The organism is Elusimicrobiales bacterium, from assembly GCA_041651175.1.
GTDB lineage: Bacteria > Elusimicrobiota > Elusimicrobia > Elusimicrobiales > Elusimicrobiaceae > JAQTYB01.
The window spans coordinates 1-21,526 of sequence record JBAZJT010000008.1 but is presented as its reverse complement, the minus strand read 5'-3'; the positions used below and the strand labels follow the sequence as shown (position 1 = coordinate 21,526).

At 59.3% G+C, this 21,526-nt stretch carries 17 protein-coding genes; 14 read left to right on the top strand and 3 right to left on the bottom strand.

From position 1 onward, the window contains the following. Window positions 1-41: 41 nt before the first annotated feature. From WC421_05885 to WC421_05865, 5 genes are all read left to right on the top strand, one after another. A complete protein-coding gene (locus WC421_05885) occupies window positions 42-1,016 on the top strand; it encodes an ROK family protein (protein ID MFA5161757.1) in 975 nt (324 codons plus the stop codon). Between the two features lie 3 nt (window positions 1,017-1,019). Then, on the top strand, window positions 1,020-2,558 hold the full coding sequence (locus WC421_05880) for a Ppx/GppA phosphatase family protein (protein ID MFA5161756.1): 1,539 nt from the start codon (window positions 1,020-1,022) through the stop codon (window positions 2,556-2,558). Beyond that, complete coding sequence (gene ppk1, locus WC421_05875) at window positions 2,555-4,585, top strand: polyphosphate kinase 1 (protein MFA5161755.1); 2,031 nt, start codon at window positions 2,555-2,557, stop codon at window positions 4,583-4,585. The genes WC421_05880 and ppk1 overlap by 4 nt, the downstream gene beginning before the upstream one ends. After that, window positions 4,582-5,277 carry a peptidylprolyl isomerase gene (locus WC421_05870; GenBank protein ID MFA5161754.1) on the top strand — a complete coding sequence of 232 codons (696 nt, stop codon included), beginning with the start codon at window positions 4,582-4,584 and terminating at the stop codon, window positions 5,275-5,277. Before ppk1 ends, WC421_05870 begins: the two co-directional genes overlap by 4 nt. A gap of 157 nt (window positions 5,278-5,434) precedes the next feature. Further along, on the top strand, window positions 5,435-6,211 hold the full coding sequence (locus WC421_05865; protein ID MFA5161753.1) for a hypothetical protein: 777 nt from the start codon (window positions 5,435-5,437) through the stop codon (window positions 6,209-6,211). Here the strand turns inward: WC421_05865 and WC421_05860 are convergent. Both WC421_05860 and WC421_05855 read right to left on the bottom strand, forming a co-directional pair. Then, window positions 6,208-7,443 carry a hypothetical protein gene (locus tag WC421_05860; GenBank protein MFA5161752.1) on the bottom strand — a complete coding sequence of 412 codons (1,236 nt, stop codon included), beginning with the start codon at window positions 7,441-7,443 and terminating at the stop codon, window positions 6,208-6,210. The genes WC421_05865 and WC421_05860 overlap by 4 nt on opposite strands. Next, a complete protein-coding gene (locus WC421_05855) occupies window positions 7,430-7,768 on the bottom strand; it encodes a hypothetical protein (GenBank protein MFA5161751.1) in 339 nt (112 codons plus the stop codon). Before WC421_05855 ends, WC421_05860 begins: the two co-directional genes overlap by 14 nt. Before the next feature lie 100 nt (window positions 7,769-7,868). Here WC421_05855 and WC421_05850 point away from each other — a divergent pair, with 100 nt between their 5' ends. The 6 genes from WC421_05850 to WC421_05825 are packed head-to-tail and all read left to right on the top strand — an operon-like array spanning window position 7,869 to window position 14,690. After that, the gene (locus WC421_05850) at window positions 7,869-8,261 is read left to right on the top strand and encodes a DUF4912 domain-containing protein (protein ID MFA5161750.1); all 393 of its coding nucleotides are present in this window, start codon (window positions 7,869-7,871) and stop codon (window positions 8,259-8,261) included. After that, window positions 8,258-9,694 (top strand): 1,4-alpha-glucan branching protein domain-containing protein, encoded by a 1,437-nt coding sequence (locus WC421_05845; GenBank protein MFA5161749.1) that lies wholly within the window; start codon window positions 8,258-8,260, stop codon window positions 9,692-9,694. Before WC421_05850 ends, WC421_05845 begins: the two co-directional genes overlap by 4 nt. A gap of 18 nt (window positions 9,695-9,712) precedes the next feature. Next, a complete protein-coding gene (locus tag WC421_05840) occupies window positions 9,713-10,921 on the top strand; it encodes a YgeY family selenium metabolism-linked hydrolase (protein ID MFA5161748.1) in 1,209 nt (402 codons plus the stop codon). Further along, window positions 10,918-11,931: an ornithine carbamoyltransferase gene (locus WC421_05835; protein ID MFA5161747.1), complete on the top strand. Its 1,014-nt coding sequence runs from the start codon at window positions 10,918-10,920 to the stop codon at window positions 11,929-11,931. The genes WC421_05840 and WC421_05835 overlap by 4 nt, the downstream gene beginning before the upstream one ends. A gap of 57 nt (window positions 11,932-11,988) precedes the next feature. After that, window positions 11,989-14,010: a hypothetical protein gene (locus WC421_05830; protein ID MFA5161746.1), complete on the top strand. Its 2,022-nt coding sequence runs from the start codon at window positions 11,989-11,991 to the stop codon at window positions 14,008-14,010. Continuing rightward, on the top strand, window positions 14,007-14,690 hold the full coding sequence (locus tag WC421_05825) for a glycosyltransferase family 2 protein (protein MFA5161745.1): 684 nt from the start codon (window positions 14,007-14,009) through the stop codon (window positions 14,688-14,690). The genes WC421_05830 and WC421_05825 overlap by 4 nt, the downstream gene beginning before the upstream one ends. On the opposite strand, the gene WC421_05820 is transcribed toward WC421_05825, so the two are convergent. Further along, window positions 14,656-16,335: a hypothetical protein gene (locus WC421_05820; protein MFA5161744.1), complete on the bottom strand. Its 1,680-nt coding sequence runs from the start codon at window positions 16,333-16,335 to the stop codon at window positions 14,656-14,658. The genes WC421_05825 and WC421_05820 overlap by 35 nt on opposite strands. Before the next feature lie 164 nt (window positions 16,336-16,499). Here WC421_05820 and WC421_05815 point away from each other — a divergent pair, with 164 nt between their 5' ends. The 3 genes from WC421_05815 to WC421_05805 all read left to right on the top strand — a co-directional run bounded on the left by WC421_05815 (window position 16,500) and on the right by WC421_05805 (window position 21,407). Beyond that, window positions 16,500-19,235, top strand: a complete 2,736-nt coding sequence (locus WC421_05815; GenBank protein ID MFA5161743.1) for a tail fiber protein — start codon at window positions 16,500-16,502, stop codon at window positions 19,233-19,235. A gap of 336 nt (window positions 19,236-19,571) precedes the next feature. Further along, window positions 19,572-20,663, top strand: a complete 1,092-nt coding sequence (locus WC421_05810) for a hypothetical protein (protein MFA5161742.1) — start codon at window positions 19,572-19,574, stop codon at window positions 20,661-20,663. Window positions 20,664-20,906: 243 nt separating this feature from the next. Continuing rightward, the gene (locus WC421_05805; GenBank protein MFA5161741.1) at window positions 20,907-21,407 is read left to right on the top strand and encodes a hypothetical protein; all 501 of its coding nucleotides are present in this window, start codon (window positions 20,907-20,909) and stop codon (window positions 21,405-21,407) included. Window positions 21,408-21,526: the final 119 nt, after the last annotated feature.

The following is a 21,526-nucleotide window of genomic DNA, read 5'->3' as shown; positions in this document are numbered from 1 at the left end:
ATAGTGTAGCCGGAGCGGCTTTTCGGGGAGGATGGGAATTTATGGCGGCAAAAAAAACATACAGGGTCGGCATAGACATAGGCGGCACCAAAATCCTGGCCGGTGTGGTGGATGCAAGGGATAATCTTCTGGCCTCGGCCAAGGCCAAAACGATGGCGGAGGAGGGGGAGCGCTATCTTATCAACACAATCACCGGCCTTGTGGCCCGCGTGCTGGAAGAGGGGCATGTCCGGCGCGAGGCGGTGTCCGCCATAGGCGTTGGCTGTCCCGGACTTATCAATATCGCCAAAAATTCCGTAATTTTCGCGCCCAATATACCGTTTCTAAGCGATTACCCGCTTGGCCGCCGGCTGGAGCGGGAGCTGAATGTCCCCTGCATCGTGGAAAACGACGTCAACATGGGGCTTTACGGGGAATACCGCTTCGGCGCGGCGGCTGGCTGCAGCCATGCCGCCGGCTTTTTCCTGGGAACCGGCATAGGCGGCGCGCTTATACTGGATGGGAAGCTTTACCGCGGCGCGCGTGGCGCGGCTGGAGAGTTCGGCCATATTTTCGTGGACCCGCTGGGCCCGCTGTGCGGCTGCGGCAACAGGGGCTGCCTGGAAGCGTCGGCGGGGCGGCTGTCGCTTTCGGCGGAGGCGGCTGTCATGGCGGCGCGCGGACAGGCAAAGTCGCTGCTGGCAAGGACGGGCACGGACGTGCGCGCCATAAAAAGCGGCGCGCTGGCAAAGGCCGCCGCGTCCGGCGACAGGGACGTGCGCGAGCTTGTTAAGCTCAAGGCCGCGATGATAGGCATCGCCATGGCCAACGTTCTCCATATCACGGACCCGGAGATAATAGTGCTGGGCGGCGGCATGATGGAGGCCATGGGCGACATAATCCTGCCCGAGGCCGAAAAATCCATGCGCGAGCATTCCCTGCCCTCGCTGCGCGACAAGGTGAAAGTGGTCCGCGCAAAGCTGGGCGACAATGCCGCCGTAATGGGCGCGGCTGCCATGGCGGCGGAGCGGATATAGCCCATGCCTGCTTCAATAGTGGCGGTCATAGACATCGGTTCCAGCGCGATACGGCTGGCCGTGGCGGAGATAGGCGGCAGCGAGGGGTTCCGTCCGCTTGAGAATCTGTCCAAGCCGGTGTCGCTGGGCCAGGACGTGTTCTCTTCCGGGAAAATCTCAAACGAGACTTTGCGGGAAAGCCTGTCCGTCCTTTCCGCCTACCGCGATGTCATAAACGGTTACGGGAAAATTCAGGTGCACGCGGTGGCCACCAGCGCGGTGCGCGAGGCCGCCAACCGCGACAATTTCATAGACAAGGTGTTCATCCGCGCCGGCATAGACGTGGAAATCATAGAGGGCATGGAGGAGAACCGCCTGCTGCTGATGGCGGTGGAGGACGCGCTGTCCGGCGCTGTGGATTTTCAGTCGGTCAACGCGCTTGTGATGGAGGTTGGCGCCGGCGCGACGGAGCTTACTTTGCTGGTCAAAGGCAGGGTGGAGTTTTCGCGCTCTCTTCCGCTGGGCTCGGTGCGGCTGCCGCAGAGCGCGGACATTGCCATCAGGGCGGATTCCTCCGCGCTGTCGCGCGCGATGAAACGCCACCTGCACACCATGATGGAGGATTTCTCGCGCGAGTTCGCGCCTTCCGGCGTGGACACTTTCATAGCCGCCGGCGGGGACATGCGCGCCGTCGCGCGCGAGATAGGCGGGAAAGGCGGGGCCTCGCATTATGCCGTGGCGCGCAAGGCGTATCTGGATTTTGTTAAAAATATCGGAAAAATGAGCGTGGAGGAGAGGGCGCGCTCGCTGTCTTTGCCTTATCGCGACGCGGAGATACTCTATCCGTCCATGCTGGTCTACTCGGCGTTCCTCTCAGAGACAAAAGCCGAAACCGTCCTCGTGCCGGACGCCAGCATACGCGCCGGCGTCATGCTGGAGCTTGCCGGAATGGCCTGCGGGCGCAGGCGCGACCTGTCGCGTCAGGTAATCAATTCCTGCAAGGGCGTCGGCAGGAAATACCGCTACGACGAGGCTCACGCGCTGAATGTAACCGCCAACGCGCTAAAGCTCTTTGACGCGCTGCAGAAGGAGCACGGCCTGGGCCCCGCGGAGCGGCTGCTGCTGGAGGCCGCCGGCATACTCCACGACGTCGGCACCTATATTTCGCCTTCCAGCCATCACAAGCATTCAATGTATCTGATAGACGCGGCGGAGATTTTCGGCCTGCGCAAATCGCACAAGGACATTGTGTCCAATGTGGCGCGCTATCACCGCCGCTCGCTGCCCAAACCGTCGCACACGGCGTATATGTCGCTTTCCCGGACGGACCGCACCGTGGTGGCCAAGCTGGCCGCCATGCTGCGCGTGGCCGACGCGCTGGACAACAGCCATCAGCAGAAGTTCAAGGAGATAAGGATAGAAAAACGCGACGACGCCTGCGTAATCGCCTTCTCCGGCGACGCGGGCGACTATGCGCTGGAAAAGCAGAGCCTTGCCGGCAAGTCGGATTTTTTTCTGGATGTCTACGGCTACCCCGCCGTGCTGCGCCAGGAGCGCGCGTGAGCGACAAATATATCAACAGGGAACTGTCCCTGCTGGAATTCAACCGCCGCGTGCTGGCGCAGGCGGCGGACGAAACCCTTCCCGCGCTGGAGCGGCTTAAATTCTGCGGCATCACAAGCTCCAATATGGACGAGTTTTTCATGGTCCGCGTCCCCCGGCTGGATACGGCGGACCCGGAGTCAAAAACAGTGCGTCTGCGCGCGCGGGAGCTTGTGGCGGAGCAATACGCGCTGTTTTCCGGCGGGATAATTCCCGCGCTGGAGCGCGCCGGAATTTGCCGGGCCGACATTTCCGGGCTGGACGCCGCCGGGCTTGCCCATGCGCGCGGCTATTTTGAAAGGGAACTGCTGCCCGTGCTGACCCCGCTTGCGCTGCGCCGCAGAATGCCGCATCTGGCGAATCTGCGGCTGTATTTCATAGCCGGTTTTGCCGGCGGCAAGTACGCGGCGGTGGAGGTGCCCGCCAATCTGCCGCGCATGGCCGCGCTGCCGGCGCAGGAGGGTTTGAAATACCTTCTGCTGGAGGATATCGTCGCCCGCTTCGCGCAGGAGCTTTTTGCCGGCAGGGAGATACTCTCGCGCGGGTTTGCGCGGCTGACCCGCGCCAGCGAGCTTGCCTTCGGCGAGGATGCGGGGGAGGATTTCCTCAAGGCCATGGAAAGCGCGGTGCGGCTGCGGCGGAAAGGGAAAATTGCGCGGCTTGAAGTCTCGGCCCCCAAAGACATACGGGATTTCCTGGGCCGCGCGCTGGATTTGTCTTCGGCTGAAATTGTGGATTGCGGACAATGGCCGGACATAAAGGGCATTTCGCAGCTGGCTTTCCAGCCGGGTTTTGAAAACCTCAAGCGCAAATCCTGGCGGCCCCGCCGGGTTTCCGGCATTGAAACCGCCGGCGATGTCTGGAAGCTGCTGCGGGAGCGGGATGTAACCGTCCATCTCCCGTACGAGAGTTTTGACGCTTTCAAGGTCTTCCTCTCGGAGGCGGCGCGGGACCCCGGGGTGCTGGCCATCAAACAGACGCTTTACCGCGTGGGGGCCGACGCGCCGGTGGCCGCCATTCTGGAAAGCGCGGCCTCCGCCGGAAAGCAGGTTACGGTGCTGGTGGAGCTTATGGCCCGCTTTGACGAGGAGAACAATATCGGCTGGGCGCGCCGGCTGGAGGCCGCCGGGGCGAATGTAATCTACGGCGTGGCCGGGCTGAAAACCCATGCCAAGGCCTGCCTCGTGGTCCGCCGCGAGGACGACGGGATACGCCGTTACGTCCATCTTGCCACCGGCAATTATAACGACAGGACGGCAAAACTCTACGGCGACATCGGGCTTTTCACCGCACGCGAGGATATCGCGGCGGACATCTCCGCTTTTTTCAACATGGTAACCGGCGTTTCCGACCCGCCGGCATGGAAAAAGATAGAGGCCGCCCCCTACGGCCTGCGCCGGAAAATAATAAAGCTCATAGAGCGCGAGGCCGCGCTTTCCACACCGGAGCGCCCGGGCCAGATAACGGCGAAGATGAATTCGCTTGCGGACAGGGATATTATAGACGCGCTTTACGCCGCCTCGCGCGCGGGGGTGAAAATCCGCCTCAACGTGCGCGGCATCTGCTGCCTGCGCCCCGGCGTGAAGGATTTTAGCGAAAACATAGAGGTAATCAGCGTCGTGGATATGTTTCTGGAGCACAGTCGCATCCTGTGCCTGCGCAACCGCGGCGACGAGGAGGTGTGGCTTTCCAGCGCGGACTGGATGCCCCGGAACCTGGACAAGCGGCTGGAGCTGCTTTTCCCCGTGGAGGACAGGCAGGCGAAAAAGGAAATTTCCGACATCCTGTCGCAGTATTTCAGGGACAACCAGAGCGGCTGGGCGCTGCAATCCGACGGGGGTTACAAAAAGCTGTCCCCGCCGGAGGGAAAACGCAAATTCCGCGCGCAGGAGTATTTCTGCGAGCGCGCCGCCGAGCGGGAGGCGCAGCAGTCGCGCCCCGTCCCCGGCGGCCTCAAACCGTTGAAATCACCAAAGGAGCAAGCATGAAAACAGCAGCCATAACCGCGGCCATCGCATGCGCGGCGGTATCGGGAGTGTCCGCGGCGGACGCCAAGCCCGCAGCGCAGGAAAATGCCGGACTTAAACCCGGCCTTTACGCGGTGCTTAACACCACCAAGGGCAAAATAGTGTGCCGGCTTTTTGAAGACAAGGCCCCCAAAACCGTGGCCAATTTCGTCGGGCTGGCGGAGGGGACAAAGGAATGGACGCATCCGGTTACCGGCAAAAAACAGAAAACCCGGTTTTTTGACGGGCTGGCCTTCATGCGCGTCATTCCGGGCTTTATGATTCAGGGCGGCGACCCGCTTAACAGCTGCAAGGGCGGCCCCGGATACAAGTTTGAGGACGAATTTGCCCCCGGACTCGGCTTTGACAAGCCCGGCCTTCTGGCCATGGCCAATGCCGGTCCCAACACCAATGGCAGCCAGTTCTTCATAACCGACGTGCCGCGCGGCGATTTTGAAGAGTATCCCAGCTATCTCAACGGCAAGCACGCCATATTCGGCGAGGTGGTGGAAGGCCTGAATATCGTTTCCGCCATAGCCGACATGCCGGGGCAGAACGGCATGGCTTTCAGCCCCGCCATAATGAATAAGGTGGAGATAGTGCGCGTCCCGAAGGCGGAGGCCAAACCCGCCGCTCAGCCGAAACCGACGGCAAAAACAGAATCCGCGAAATAAAATTCTCCGGCCCGGATTGCGCCGGACGGCGCAATCCGGGTTTAAACAGTGATGTTTTGCTAATCGCCGGCTGCCTGCCTGAGCGCGTTGTTTGGATGGTAAAAAATGTGATAGTATTATGCCGTTAGGTGAGCGCTGTAGACAGGGGGGATGTACAATGGGCACACGCAAGCAAACGCACGCCATCGCATCCTTAATAAAAGCCGGTGTTGTGGCGATGTCGCCGGTGATGTGGGGGGGAATGGTTGCGGCGCAGGAGAACATAAACATAGCCAACGGCGGCAACCTGCTCGTAGATACTTTCGGGACCTGTAAAATAGTAACCAACAACACGGGGCATGCGCTTTACGTTCCAGTCTACAGCGCGGGCGAATGGACCGGCACTAGCGGTTTCATACAAAAGCACGGCGCGAACATAACGGTATCCGATTGCGCCGGATGTTCGTCGCAAACGGTCAACTGGTCGCCCGGATGCAGCGGCACTGCGGGCGCTCTCTCGCACGGGGGCAGCACATCCGTCACAAATACGGCGGGCGGACATACAGGTTCGGTTAGCGTAAGCTGCTATAACGGCACGTTGAACCAAAGTTCCCCGTCATGCGTGCAAAGCGGCGTGCAGGTTGGCGGCTACTGGTGGTATTTGGGGGCTGACGGGCAATCCTGCACTACGGTCTGTTCCACACATAGCGGCTACAACGCTGCCACAGTGTCGTACGCGGGGTCAGGCGGAACGCTTGCGAACTGCCACAACGTGTCGGTAGCTTTGGGGAAGCCTGGTACTGGGACGGATTGGGGTTCCTGCGCCGCAGGGTTTGGTTGCATATATATGTACGCGCCCCCCTACTTTGATGAAAGCGATAGATGTCCCACTCCTGCAACGACTGCCGATGCGTCAAACGCCGGAGTGATGCGTTTCTGCGCATGCAATAACTAGAAATCAAGCGTAAGCGAGAGCAGTCCGGTTACCGGTGAAAAGTCCAGCGTCCGCGAGGATTGATCCGCCAGAGAGCCGCCTGACGGGGTTATTATTGTCGCTTCCGGTGCGGCGAAACGTTTCGCCGCCGAAAGCGAGACATTCAGCCTGCCGAATAGTTTTCCCGACACGCCAAGCCCCGCCATAAATCCCGTGCAGTTGCCGACGCTTTCGTTCTGCCCAGGCGGCGGCGTGGATTTGTTGGAAAACATATAATATCCCGCGCCCAGCAGGATAAACGGCCTGACGGCTTTGTGCCCGAAAAACAGCCTGGCCCTCGCCTCCAGCGGGATAACGGTCAGCGAGCCGGGCGTGAAGCCGGAAATATCGGAGTCCGCCTTGGAAAAAGCCAGCGCCGCGCCGAAATCCAGCCCGCCGTCCCAGATAAGATAGCCGTCATAGCCAAGCATATACGCCAGCTCGCCCCAGAGGCCGTTTTTCATAAGGCCCGGCGAGGCCATGTAGCCGATGCCCGCCTCCAGATTGCCTTTCGCTGCGGCAGCCTTCTGCGCGCTTTCCGTTGCGGAATGCCAGCCGGTTTCACGGCCCGGCGGCATCTGAGGCTGCGCCGCCGGGAGAGCTTGAACGGTTTCCGTTGCCTCGGGAAGCGGCGTTTGCCGCGGAACGGGTTGCGCGGCTGCGCCGCTGAATTGCTTTGCGGAAGAAGTATCCGCGTTTGCCGCGGCTGGCTGCGCCGCGAGGCTTTCCTGTGCCGGGGGAAGTTGAAGCGTCGCAGGGACAGCAGGTTGCGCCGCAGTTGCCGCAGTTGCGGCGGCGGGCGCGGCAGCAGCCGCGGCGGACGCCGCAGCAGATGAAACCGCAACAGGCTGCTCCGGCGGCTGGGGCGCGTCCTCCGGCGTTATGGATGTTATGAAATCGCGCGAGAATGCCATTTCCCCGGCGGCGGTTTTAAGCGTGATGCGCGCGGAGTCTATGTCCTTGAGTTCGCCTGAGACGGACGAGCCGTCTTTGAGCCGCACTATGTATCTCTCCGGCGTTACCGAAAGCACGGAGGCCTTATCCAACGTTATCTCCCCGGAAGGCGAGAGGATTTTGACGGAACCGGCGTCCGAGTATATGACGGAGCCTTTTATCACCCCTCCGCCGGAGAGTCGTATCGTGTCGGCGCGGGCGGGCGCGCATAATACCGCAACCGCCAGCGCCGCCAGACAGCCCGGTCTATTTTTGGCCATACCGCTCGGGGTCAATTTTTGCGGCCATGTCCAGCAGCAGTTTCGTTATTTGCGAGGCCCAGATGAAAAAGCAGGTTACCGCGGTTCCCATCAGAAGCTGCACCACGGACGCGATTACGCCGCTGTAGAGAAGGTTTCTGTCCGGCGACGGGGACTTGATTATCAGCGACCAGTTGAAAGCCAGCACGCCAACCGAGTAAAGCGCGGTTATCCACGCGAACACGGTGAAAAACAGCGCCAGCACCGGCAATGCTCTCCTGCGCGCCAGCGCGCGCGGCGCGCAGGCGCATGCTTTGTCTTGGGGGGGGGACTTGATCTCTTCCATGGCATACCTCCGTTTCCTGAATTATCCGATATTATACGCCGCGCGCGCAAATTTATTGACATATCATCATGTTTTTGGAACAATCAATCAGGAGCGCGCGATGGACACTGGGCAGAACACTTCTGATACGCTGGAAAATTCCGCGGACGGCATGTGGCGCCGCAGTCTTGAATCCCGCCGCGACCGGCTTGCGCTTTTGACCTCCGGTCCCGATTCCGTGCTTGTATACTGGGAGTGGACAAAGACCAAGGCGGATTTCTTTCGCAAGGGCTCATTCTCTCAAGAAATTCTGATAACCGTTTTTGACGCCGTCTCCGGCGCGCAGGCCTGCCAGTTCAGGCGCGGCTGGGACGGGCTGCGCTTTTATTTCAAGCCCCCGCAGCGCGGGCTTTATTACCGCGCGGAGCTGGCGGTGTTTTCCGCCTCCGGGGAAACGCATTGCAGGCTGGAATCCAACACCGTTTTCGTGCCGCGCGGCGCGGAGGGGCAATGAGCGCAAAAGGCCTGCTGTCTTTTGTGATTTGCGCGCACAAGCCGTTCGCGCGCCAGGGCGAAAACGGCGATTGCGCGGGCGAGGAGGGGTTTTTCTCCGCCGTCGCCAACACCTATGCCCCGCTTGTGGATATGGCGGAGCGTCTTTCGCGCGACAATATACGCCCGGCATTCACGGTTTCGCTGTCGCCCTCTCTGTGCGCGATGCTGGAGGACGAGCAATTGGGCGGCAGGCTGCGCTCTTACATAGAGGCCGGGCTGGGCGACGAGTCGGCTGCATTCGCGCATCTGCGCTACGAAAGCGCGCTTGCCGTGCTGGACCGCTACAGCGGCGACCTTGTAACCCCGCTCAAGCAGCTTCAGCAGAACGGCCAGATTGAAGTTATAACATCCACCGCCACTCATGCCGTGCTGCCGCTGTTCATACATCCCGAATGCTCCCGCGCGCAGGTGTCGGTGGCCGGGGCGGATTATCAGGAGCGGTTTTCCCGCAAAACGCGCGGGCTGTGGCTGGCGGGCGGCGCGTTCGAGCCGCGTCTTTCCCAGTACATGCAGCTTGCGGGGATAAACTACGTATTCCTTCCGGCGCGGTCATTTGAGTGCGCGCGGCCAAAGCCCAAATACGGGCTTTACGCGCCTGCACGGCTGGCGGGCGGGGCGCTGGCTTTCGCCTGCGACGCCGCCTCGCTGGAGGACTGTCTGTCTTTTTCCGGTTCCGGCGGCGGGGTTTATCTGGATTGCGCGTCCTTCGGGGCATACGACGCGCAGGCGGCGTCCCGCGTGGCGCGCGCCCATGCGGAATACTTTCTGAGGCGCAGGCTGGAGCAGGCGGAGGCCGCGGACCGGGCCAGCGGCATAAGGCCGGTAATCACCTGCGCCTGCGATGCGGATTTGTTCGGCGGGAAGTGGTTTGAGGGACTGGAGTTCCTGGAACATGTCATACGGTTTATCCGGCAGGAGCGGCTGCCCCTTCAGATGGTCTGCGCCGGCGAGGCCGTGGAGGCCGCGCAGGCCGCTGTCTCCGGCGAAATAGAGCCGGACGCCGCGTCGCTGTCCGGCGGGGGCTATTTTGAGCAATGGCTTTCCCCGGATAACGACTGGATTTATCCCCGCCTCAACGCCGCCGCCGAGAAGATGGTGGAGCTTGCCAACCGCTTCCAGTTCCAGGACGTCGGCCATATTGAAAAACGCGCCCTCAACCAGGCGGCGCGGGAGCTGATGCTGGCCCAGTCGTCGGACTGGGCGATGCAGGGGGGCGGCGCCTCCGGCTGCGGCGGTGGCCGGGTGCTGGAGCATTGCGGGAATTTTGACCGGCTGGCCGCCATGGTCTGCGCCCGCAACATAGACGAGGCCGCCCTGCGCGACATGGAAACGCGCGACAACATATTTTTCAACATGGATTTCCGCGTGTTCGCTTCCGCTTCCGCTTTTTAATCTCTTTGGAGGAAGGTTATGCTTGATTCAAAAATAATGCGTGACGCCGTCAAAAAATACGAGCCCGCGATGCTGGAGTTCGCGCGCGAGCTTGTCGCCATCCCCGGCTGCTCCGGCGGCGAGGAGAAAGTCGCCCGGCGCATCGCGGCGGAGATGAAAAAAACCGGTTTTGACCAGGTCCGCCTGGACCGCATGGGCAATGTGCTGGGGTTCATGGGCAACGGGCCCAAAAAGATACTCTACGACGCGCATATAGACACCGTTGGCGTGGGCGACCGGACGGCATGGAAGCGCGATCCTTTCGCGGGCGAGTTCCGGGACGGCGTCATCTACGGGCGCGGCGCCACCGACCAGAAGCTGGCCATGGTTTCTGTCATCTACGGCGCAAAACTGATGCGGGAGATGCGGCTGGAGGGCGGCTACACCTATATCGCCTGCGGCTCCTGCATGGAGGAGGATTGCGACGGGCTGCCTCTCCTGCACATCGTGAACAAGGAAAGGATAAAGCCAGACTATGTCGTGCTTACCGAGCCGACCAATCTTTCGGTTTACCGCGGCCACCGCGGCAGAATGGAAATCAGGGTGGTTGTGAAAGGCCGCTCCTGCCACGCCAGCGCGCCGGAGCGCGGTGACAATGCCGTTGTCAAAATGGCGGGCATCGTCGCGGAAATAACCGCGCTGGACAAAAAGCTCAAAGGCGACAAATTCCTGGGCAAGGGGACTGTGGCCGTAACCTGCATAGACTGCAAAACCCCGTCGCTCAACGCCGTGCCGGACGAATGCTCCGTCTATCTGGACAGGCGGCTTACCGCCGGAGAGACCAGCGCGCTTGCCCTGCGCCAGATTAAAGCGCTGCCGTCAGTAAGAAAGTTCCGGGCGGCGGTTGAGGTGCTGGAATACAAGGCCAAAGCGTGGACCGGGCTTGCGGTCAGCCAGGAAAAGTATTTTCCCACCTGGACGCTGGGCGAAAAGCATCGCCTGGTGCATGCCGCGCTTAAAGCGGCGGAGCTTGTGCACGGCAGGCCGCAGCAGGCCGGCAAATGGGTTTTTTCCACCAACGGCGTGGCCAGCGCGGGCCGGCTGAAAATTCCCACTATAGGCTTTGGCCCCTCGGATGAGGTTTACGCGCATACCGTCAATGAACATGTCAGGCTGGAAGATTTGCTAAAGGCGGCGGTTTTCTACGCCGCGCTGCCCCAGTATCTTATTGTGGAGAAAACCAAATGAAAACAATGCTTCGCGGGAAAGACTGGATAGAGACCGTTGACTGGTCCGTTGAGGAACTGGAAACCGTTCTGGACGTGTCGGCGGATTTGAAGCGCCGCTTCTCGCTTGGCGAGGCGCACCGGATTTTGCAGGACAAGACGCTGTTTATGATGTTTTTCGAGCAGTCCACCCGCACGCGCAATTCCACCGAAGCCGGGATGACCCAGCTTGGCGGCCACGCCCACGACCTGACCCCGGACAAAATGCAGATTTCGCACGGCGAGACGCCCAGGGACACGGGCATGGTGCTTTCCCGCTACGGGCACGGCATAGCCATACGCAACTGCTTCTACGGCATAGGCAACAAGTATATACGCGAGGTGGCCAAAAACTCCTCCATCCCAGTGGTGAACCTGCAATGCGACGTGGACCATCCCTGCCAGAGCATAGCCGACCTGATGACGGTGCGCGAAAAATTCGGCGCGAATCTGCGCGGCATGAAATTCGTGATAAGCTGGACTTATGCGCCCGCCTATGCGCGGCCTTTGTCGGTGCCGCAGGGGCTTATCACATTGCTGCCGCGTTTCGGGATAGATGTTACGCTGGCCCATCCGCCGGAATTCAACCTGATGCCGCGCACGGTTGAGGCGGCACGGCGCTATGCGAAGGAAAGCGGTTCCAAATTCGAGATAGTAAACGACATGGACGCCGCGTTCAAAGACGCGGTGGTGCTGTACCCGAAATCGTGGGGCTGCCATCAGTATCTGGAGGACCAGAAGGTTCCCGAGGCCGAGCGCAAAGAGCTTGGCATGAAGCTGATAGCCAAATATAAAGACTGGGTCTGCACCGAGCGGCGCATGAAGCTGGGAAAGCCCAATGCCGTCTACATGCACCCGCTTCCGGCGGACCGCGGCGCGGAGGTGGAGGACGCCGTCATAGACGGCCCGCAGAGCATAGTCTTTGACCAGGCCGAAAACCGGCTGCACACCGTCAAGGCCATAATGGCGCTGACAATGGCCGGCAGGCCGTAACCGCCGTACTTTCGTCCGCGAGCCTGCCGCCCCCTGCGGCAGGCTCGCCGCTATAGCATGAATATCCGGGATGGTTTCGCCGGTTTTGACCGGCGGCGGTTTCTTGTTTTCGCGGCCCTGTTTGCCGTGGCGGCGGCGGTTTTTGTTTTTCTGCTGGAGCTGCGCGCGCCGTATTATTTCCTTCAGGACGACAACCGCGACATAACCCTGCCCGCCTTCGTCCACGGCTGGCGCGCATTGTCGGTGCATGGCGAAATAGCCCGCTACAATTTCCATCAGTTTCTGGGAACGCCCACTTTGTTCATCTCATATCCGCCGGCGATGCTGTCGGTATGGCTGAGCCAGAAACTGCTCGGCCACTGGTGGGGCGCGGTTGATGTGCTGGCCTCGCTGTGCGTCTATGTTTCCGGACTTGGATTTTTTCTGTTTTGCGGGGGGCTGGGACTGGGTTTTTGGGCGGCGGCATTCGGCGCGGCGGCATGGGCGTTGTGCCCGTTTGTGATTTTGACGCAGGCTTCCTGGTGGATACTGGGGCCTGCGGCGGCCTGCTTTCCGTTTATGATGTACGGAATGCTGCGGATATACGCGAAAGCGGACCGCGCCGGAGCCGCCGTTTTCGCCGCCTCGCTTGGAATGCTGCTGCTTATGACTCACCCGCAGTACGGGGTCAGCGGCTTTGCCGTCGCGTTTTTGTTTCTGGCTGTATGCGTGATTTCGGAGGAGGCGGGGCCGCGCGGTTTTGGCGATTTGCCGCGCTGGCTGGCGCGGGCCGTTCCCGCCGCCGCGCATCGCAACTGGCGCGCGCTTATGCTGGCAGCCGTCGCGGCGGCGGCGGGGCTGCTGATTGCGGGGCCGCAAATCGCAATTATGCGGGAAGTAATCGCCGCCTCCGCGGACCGCAGCAAGCCGATGGAGTACACCTGGTTTTCGCAATACAATTTCCCGCCGCTTAAATGGCTGCTGGGGCTGGTGTGGCCGTATCATGCCATGCCCGCCGGCCTTGCCGATTTAAGCCAACTGGACAAGCTGGCGCACTTGGGCTATGTGCCCCTTGCGCTGGCAGCGGCGGCGGGCGCGGCGGCCTGGCGGAACTGGCGCCGGGATTGCAAGCGCGTTTGGACCGGGCAGTTTGTGATGCTGGCTTTTGCGGTTTTCTCGCTGTTGTGGGCGTTCGGGGTGTTCAACTGGTATGAGTATTACATTCCCCCGCTGAACAGATTCCGCTGGCATTTCAAGATGCTTTTCTTTGCGGATTTCTTCATCCTGGCGCTGGCGGCCTATGGTTTTCAAATGATTGGCGGCAGACGCTGGCTGCTGGCATTGCATCTGCTGAATATGGCGCTGTTTTATTTCCTGGGGCCCAGGGCGCTGTTCAAATGCCACTCCGACGCAATCCCCGCCGTGGAGCCGCGCGCTAATATGCTGGCGCAGGGTCGCATTGTGTCGCTGGGCTGGCAGCGGAGCGGCAATGACACAACGGCTTCCCTGGGGTTTGATTATGCCACATTGTTCGGCCTGTTCCATGTGTCGGGCTACAGGATGCTGACGCCGCCTTTCCGCATTATGCAGTTCACGGGTTTGCACAGCGACGAGGATTTTTTGTCGCGCTTGGAGGACAGGCAAATCCGGCGGCTGCGCGTCTGGGGGGCGCGCTGGTATGTGGTTTGCGCGGGTCAAATGCGCCGTTACGCCGGCATTCTTGAGCGCAACGGAATAAAAGAAGCCGCCCGGGACGGCAGCCGCGTTATATTTGAGGATAAAAGAGCGTTCCCCATGCTGTTCCGCGAAAATTCCTCCGTCCCCGCCGGCGAGCTGGAATTTGCCGCCAATACCGTTACTGCGCGTCTGAACGAGGGCGGCGGCTGCGTGGTGGTCAATACGATATACGACCCCGGCTTTTCCGCCTTGTCCGGCGGACGCCCCGCCAAAGTGCTGATGCGCGTGACGGGCCAGACGCTGGTCTGCCTGCCCGGGCAGGAGAAGGAATTCGTGCTGCGCTATTCCAGCCCGTCGCTTGAATACGGGCTTTGGGCATGCGCGCTGGGCGCGCTTGTGCTGGCGGCGTTAGTCATCCCATGAATGCGCTCATCCCCGCATACAGGCCGCCGGACGGGCTTGCGGCTCTGGCGCGGACGCTGCGCGAAGGCGGCTTCAAGCGCATTATTATCGTGGACGACGGCAGCGGCCCGGAATATGAGGGTATTTTCTCGGAATTGCGCGGCATGGGCTGCCACGTGCTGCCGCATGGCCGCAACCGCGGGAAAGGGCGGGCGCTGAAAACCGGTTTGGAGTATTTCATGCGCAATTTCCCCGGAATCGGCGGTGTCATAACCGCCGATGCCGACGGCCAGCACAGGCCGGAGGATATAATCAGAATCGCCCGCGCGCTTGAGGAAAATCCCGGCTGCCTGATACTGGGGGCGCGCGCTTTCGGCGCTAATGCGCCTTTGCCGAACCGGATTGGCAATGTTTTGGCTGGATTCCTGTTCCGCATGGCGGGGTCCTGCTTGTCGGATACGCAAACCGGCCTGAGGGGAATTCCCGCCGCCCTGCTGCCGGAATTGCCGGAACTGCCGGGAGAGCGTTATGAATTTGAAACGGCTGTCCTGCTGCTGGCCCGGCGGAAAGGCGTTGAAATTATTGAGCGGGAAATAGCCGCCGTTTACGGGGCGCCGTCTCATTTCAGGCCGCTGGCGGATTCGGCGCGCATATTGTCCTGCTTTTTCAGAACCGCAATGTCCCGTCGCCGGATACCCTGAACAGCGCGTGCTTTGCCGCCTCCGGCCCGCCGCTGAAGACGTCCGCATAATCCTTCCAGAATTTGTCGTCCGCCGACGCTATAAGCGCGTAATCGTAGCCGCGCAGCGCTTCCTTCCACCGTTCCGGCGCAACGGAATCCGGCGACAGGCTCCAGTTATAAAGATTGCTCGGATGGGGCGACAATTCATACCTGTATTCGTAAAACGCCGCCTGTCCCTGCCCCTGGCAAATCACGTATACCCGCGATTGCGGCGCCGTTGCGGCCAGCAGGCCCGCCAGCCCGCGCGCGCGGGCGCGGCGGGGCGTAAGGGCGGGTGTTTCGCATGTCAGTATGGCGGCGCAGGCCGCCGTGAAGGCAAGCGCATATGCCCATCGCTTTCCGGGCGCGGCTTCGCCTTCGGCATGTCCCAGAACCGCCAGCGCCCAGCCCAGCAGGTATATGGACATATAGCGGGCGAAGGAGAACAGATATTTGCCCTCCTCCGGCGAAAAGCTGCGCTGGTACACCAGCAGAAGCCCGAAGGAGTAAACCGCATACCCCGCCAGGAACACGGCCTGCCTGCGGTGCGGAACAATGCGCCATCCCGCCCATAAAATCAGAAACGGCCACAGCAATGCCGAAACAAAAGGCCCGCCGATTGCAAACCCCACCGGCTGCAGCGCGTATTTTTTCGCAAATGCCAGCGCCAGCGCGCCGTTTTCCCAGAACGCGAGGCCGGCGGGGCTTGCCGCCGGCATGGGGAAAACTTTTTGCAGCCCGTGCGCGTGCTGATAATGCAGCCAGCTCCAGGCCGCCAGCAGCGGCGCGGCGATTAGAGCCGCGGCAATGAGTTTGTTTTTTCTTGCGGCATCAATGGCTATCGCCGCGCCCGCCGCCAGCGCAAGCGGCAGTCCGGCGTCTTTTATCAGTGGCAGGACGGCCAGCGCCGCCAGCGCGGCCAGCGCGTCCGCCGTTTCCCTCTCTGATGTGAAATACAGCGCGGCGGCCATGCCGAACCAAACCGCTATCACCTGATCCGCGTAGAGCGAGTTCAGAGTTCTTGTCTCATAACCGAAAACAAGCAGCAGCGCCAGCGCGGCGCAATACATCAGCGACGATACCGCCGCGTTTTTGCGGTTTATAAACCCCGCCAGCGGCCCCAGCATAAGCAGGCTTTGCGAGAAATACGAGGTTCCCTCGCTGTACCCGGCTATTTTTGCGGCAAAGCCGTGGAAAACCGTTGCCCCCGGCGGATAATCCTTGAATTTAAGCGCGTCCGCGGCAAGGGGCAGGCGGTCATGCGCCAGCAATTCCTTTATGGCAAATCCCCAGTGCGAGAATTCGTCCAGCTTGGAATAATGCGCGTCCGCGAATTTCCACCGCGCCAGCAGCGCGCAGCCCAGAAAAATCAAAAAACCGGGCGTCATGCTTTCGCCAAAGCAGCGCTTCCGCGAGCAGATGAAAACCCATGCCGCAAAAGCCGCCAGCCCCGCCCAGAAAACCGCCCGTATTCCGCCGGATACAAAGCCCGCCAGCGCAAGGCAGCACAGCGCGCCGATGACAAGCGCCAGCGAGGGCAGTATCATGCGCTCCGGCGTCCGCCCGGCGGTTTTCCCCAGCAGAAGCGGCCACCCGGCAAGCGAGACAATCAGCAGCAAAAACATATCACGATTATATGAAAGAAATCCCGAAGGCTTCGCCGCCTGTTTTGGACAAGCAAAAGCGGCGCCGCCGCTTGCCCGTTTTCCGCTTTATAAAGTACACTAGAAAAGGTATATTATAAGCGTAGTATATACAACAGGACAGGCTGCCATGAAAGGGGGATGATATGAAGCGCGTAACGCTCGTTTTTATAATGATTGTCTTCGCGCCGTCTGTTTTTGCGGACGACGCGCTTTTTACCACAGGTTCCGCCACCGGAGCGATTCCTTATTACATAAGCGCGACTACCGTAACCGCCTCTCCCGCCTATGTCAGCGGAAGCAATATCGGAATCGGCACGTCTTCGCCCGCGTATAAGCTGGATGTGCAGGGGACCGGCCGTTTCACCGGCGCGGTAACGGTTGGTTCCATCAACGCGGCAGGCGGCGCAGCCGCCGGAGATTTGAGCGGCACCTATCCAAATCCCGCGCTGGCGGCGGCGCAAACCGCCGCGCATACGTGGAGCGCGGCGCAGACTTTCACCGGCAATGTCGGCATTGGCACCGCACCCGTGGCCGGATTTTCCCTGAATGTGTCGGGACTTCCGGCCCTGGGCGGTTTGAATCTGTATACGGACGCGCTTCTGGCGCCACTAGCAAATACCGGGAAGGCGGCGATTGGCTGGAATTTTTCCGGCGGCGGCGGTGAAGTGGATATAATAGCCAACCGGGGCGTCGGTTCTATCGGCGGAATGAGATTTTACGATTACACTAACGCAGGGACAATGGCGCCCCTGATGACGCTGCTTGGGAACGGGAAAGTCGGCATCGGGACACTTTCTCCGTCCACCGCCTTGCAAGTGTCCGGCACCGTAACGGCGACAGAATTTTCCGGCGGCGGCTCCGGGCTTACGGGCGTGCTGCTCTCCGGCGGAGCGGCGGCGGCGGGGGACTTGAGCGGCACCTATCCCAACCCCGCGCTGGCGGCAACGCAATCCGCCGGGCATACATGGTCCGGCGCACAGGTGTTTTCAAACAACGTCAATGTGCAAGGTCTGGTCAGCCTTTCCACGACTGTAATAAATTCCAATCAGTCCGTTCTGATTGGCGGGGATACCAACAGAAACAACCCAATGGTGCGCATTCAGGCGTATGGTTCGGCAGACGGCGGCGGAAATGCGGATTCCGGGATACTGGTTGATTTCCCGCATTCCAGCGGCAACAACAGACTGATGAGCGTGAAAAACTCGGGGGCATATAAATTTACTGTCACAGATACCGGACGTGTCGGAATCAGCACCGGAACGCCGCAGTTTAATTTGGATGTTCAGGGAAACGGAAATATTTCCGGCGCGCTCACTGTCGGTTCAATCAATACCTCCGGCGGCGCCGCCGGTGGCGATTTGAGCGGCACATATCCGAATCCGGCCATAGCCGCCGCGCATTATTCAACAGCGCACACATGGGGTGCGGCGCAAACTTTCGGCGCGGTTGTTTATATCAGTTCCGCCGTGCAGTCAACCGGAGGCAACGCGCGGGGCGGATATGCGGTTGACCTGCAAGCCTTCCGGTACGACAGCGACCGCGTGGCAAGCGGAAATTTCGCCGTTCTGTCGGGCGGCTCAAACAACAAGGCCGCGTCCGAGTATTCGGTCATCGGCGGCGGATATTCCAATGTCGTTACATTCCCTGTCGGGCTGCCGTCTTACGGGCGCAGCGCGGTCGTTGGCGGCAGTTATAACACCGCCGTGGGCGAGGGGCATTTCACGGGCGGCGGGTATTACAACTCCATCACGGAAGGGACTTACAATTTCATCGGCGGCGGCTCGCAAAACAGCGCGGCGGGCAATTACGCCGTAATTTCCGGCGGGGCCAGCAATTACTCGCGCGATTTATCCGTCGTGGGCGGCGGCTCGCTTAACACGGCAAACGCAAGTTACGGCGTCATAAGCGGCGGCGCGCACAATGCCGTTTCAGGCGACAAGGCCGCCATAGCCGGCGGGGAATATAATACCGCCACCGGGCAGCAAAGCTTCATCGCCGGCGGGCATTATAACATCGCAAACGGCGCCAACAGCTTTCTGGCGGGCAGCTTTTCCACGGCGGCGGTAACCGGCGCGTTCGTGCTGTCGGACTCGCAGAACGCAATCGGCGCGAAGAACAACACGGTTCCCGATTCAATGCTGCTCTACTTCGGCGGCGGGTATAAATTCTCCGGCGGCAACGTAGCGGTTGATTACGGACTCACGGCCTCAACGGCGATTGTGAATGTCAGCCTGGGAATAGGCACGAACACCCCGTCGCAAAAGCTGGATGTTTACAACGGCAATATCAAGACAAATTACGGCGTAATCGCAACCACCGCCACGTTAAACGGGGTGAATTACTCATTCCCCGCAACGCAGGGCATAACATACACTTGCCTCACAAATAACGGTTCCGGCAATCTGTCATGGTCGCCGCCGAATCCGGTGGGAACAGTAATAATGTTCGCGTCCAGCACATGCCCGGCGGGGTATCTTGCCGCCGACGGCGCGGATATATCCACGACGACATATTCCGCGCTGTTTGCGGTAACCGGCTACACCTTCGGCGGCTCGGGCGGGAATTTCAGGACGCCCAACATGCAGGGCGTTTTCGCGCGCGGCTACGACGCGGCAGGCTCAACCGACACCGCCCGCGCATTTGGAAGTTTTCAGGATGATGCGTTTCAGGGACACATATTCCCCATTACATGGGAAGAAATGTCAGCTGCTGGCGGGGTGGGATCTGGATTGTTGAGCAATTTATTAAATACCGCCGGACCGCATCATACTACTTATACGGATGATGCATCTGCGGATTCGCATGGGAATGGAACTCCGCGCACAGCCAACGAGACCCGTCCCAAAAACATCGCGTTGCGCTATTGCATAAAATACTGACGGGATATTAGCCTGACCCATACGGTGAGATGTTTTTTTGTAAAATAGCTCAAGGCTTTGTTTAGATATAGAATTATGACAGCAAAAATGCCGGACGGAAATTGTGAAGAATTCCGCAAGCGATATGCGCGCCTCTTATTTTGGCTTGTGCTGGGAGCGGTTCACATTGCATTTTTCTATTACCAGGCCATTCATGGAAATATGTATATGCCGCCGGATTCCAGCGAGTATCTTGCGGAGGCTTCCAATATACGCAGCCGAGGGATATTCTATGCCGGGGATACCGCAAGCGCATTATCGCCGGAGCTTTACACCAGACGTCCGCCTGCATATCCATTGTTTATAGCCGCTTTGCAAACGGTGTATCCTGGCGATATTACGGTTATACTGGCTCAATCGCTGCTGTCATTGCTCAATGTTTATCTGTTGACGAATATGCTGCGGGCTTTCGGCGCGCCGGCTCTTTATACAGTTTTGGTTGCGATTTTGCTCACGCCGTCCCAATTCATTTATGCCAACATGATAATGAGCGAAATGTTGTTTCAAACCATGATACTTGCGGCATTTTACTCGTTGTGGAGATTATTGCGAAAACCATCTTTCATCCCTCTGGCCGCTTATACGTTGTTTACCATGCTGGCAATGCTGGTGAAGCCTGTGTTTTATTTGTTTGCCGCGCCAAACGCTTTACTGGCCTTATATCTCGGATGGAAACACAGAAAGGTTTTTTACGCTCCCATGGCGGCGTTTCCGTTTTTCTGCATATTGACCGTGTCCGCATGGAATTACAACAGAACGGGATGTTTTGAGTATTCCAGCATTGCAGCTGAAAATTTGTTGCAATATAACACGCATTTGTTCCTGGTAAGCACGCGCGGGGCCGAATATGCCGATGCAAAGATAGCGGAAATAGAAAAGGAAGCTTCCGCAATCTCCGATTACGCCGCAAGACAGCGTTTTCTGCTGGTCTCCGGCAGAGCTATTGTTCTGGAGCATCCGCTGCGTTATGCCGTGTACCATATAAAAGGAACCGTCAATTTTTTTCTGGACCCCGGTCGTTTTGATATTTACCGGTTTTTCAATATTCGCAATCCTGAGAATAATGGTTTCCAATATTACTATCACAAGGAAGGTTTTGCGGGAATTTTCAAGCATCTCATGCGCCAGCCGCTGCTGATAATCCTGACCTTATTCCTGATATTGGCGGTCAATGTCGTAAAGACCATTTCCGTTATTTCCTTCATCGCCAACAAATCGATTGATGCCAATCTCCGTCTCGTTTTTGTTCTGTTTGTCGGTTATCTGGCTTTTATTACGGGTCCGCTGGGCAGTTCGCGTTTTGCAACGGCGGCATTGCCTCTGGTTCTGTTCACTCTGCCGTTTTTTGCAGTTCAGGCGCGCGGAATTTTGTGCGGACGAAAGTCATGAGAGCCTGCCTAAAGTCTCCATTCGTAGCGAAATCTCCGGTTGCAGCAGAATACGGAGACTTTGAACAGACTCTGAGGCTGCAGTGAATATACCCGTACTGATTCCCGTATACAGACCTGGGGCAGGGCTGCCTGTTCTGGCGCGGACGCTGCTTCATTCCGGTTTTGACGATGTGATTGTGGTTGACGACGGAAGCGGGCCGGCATATACCGGGGTTTTTGACAAATTGCGCGCAATTCCGGGATGCCATGTGCTGACTCGTGCCGCCAATTGCGGAAAGGCCGCGCGTTAAAAACGGGGTTTGATTATTTTCTTGCCAATTTCGGCGGCGTGCCGGGCATTGTAACCGCGGATGCGGACGGGCAGCACAGGCCGGAGGATATTCTTCGCATCGCAAATGCGATGGGTAAAAACCCCGGTTGCCTGGTGCTGGGAACGCGCGCTTTTTCGGGATATGTGCCGTTGCGGAGTCTCCTGGGCAATATCATATCACGGTTTTTGTTCGGGCTTGCCGGGGTAAAAGTCTCGGACACGCAGACGGGTTTGCGCGGTATCCCGGCAGACGAAATTCCCGGTCTGCTTCGGCTTGGAGGCGAGCGTTATGAATTTGAAACGGCGATGTTGTTCTCGCTCAAGTGTCGTGGTGTGAGGTTTGTTGAGGAGAATATAGCGACAGTTTATGCCGACAACAATAATTCATCCCATTTCAATCCGTTGAAAGATTCTATGAAAGTGTATTCCTGACTTCGCCAATCCTCTCTAAAATCAGCCCGTCCTCGTCGGAGGGGTATTGGAATTTGGGTGTCCCGTTGATAAAATATAGTTATGTTTGTCAGGAAGAAACGCAACAAAAGCGGTTCTGT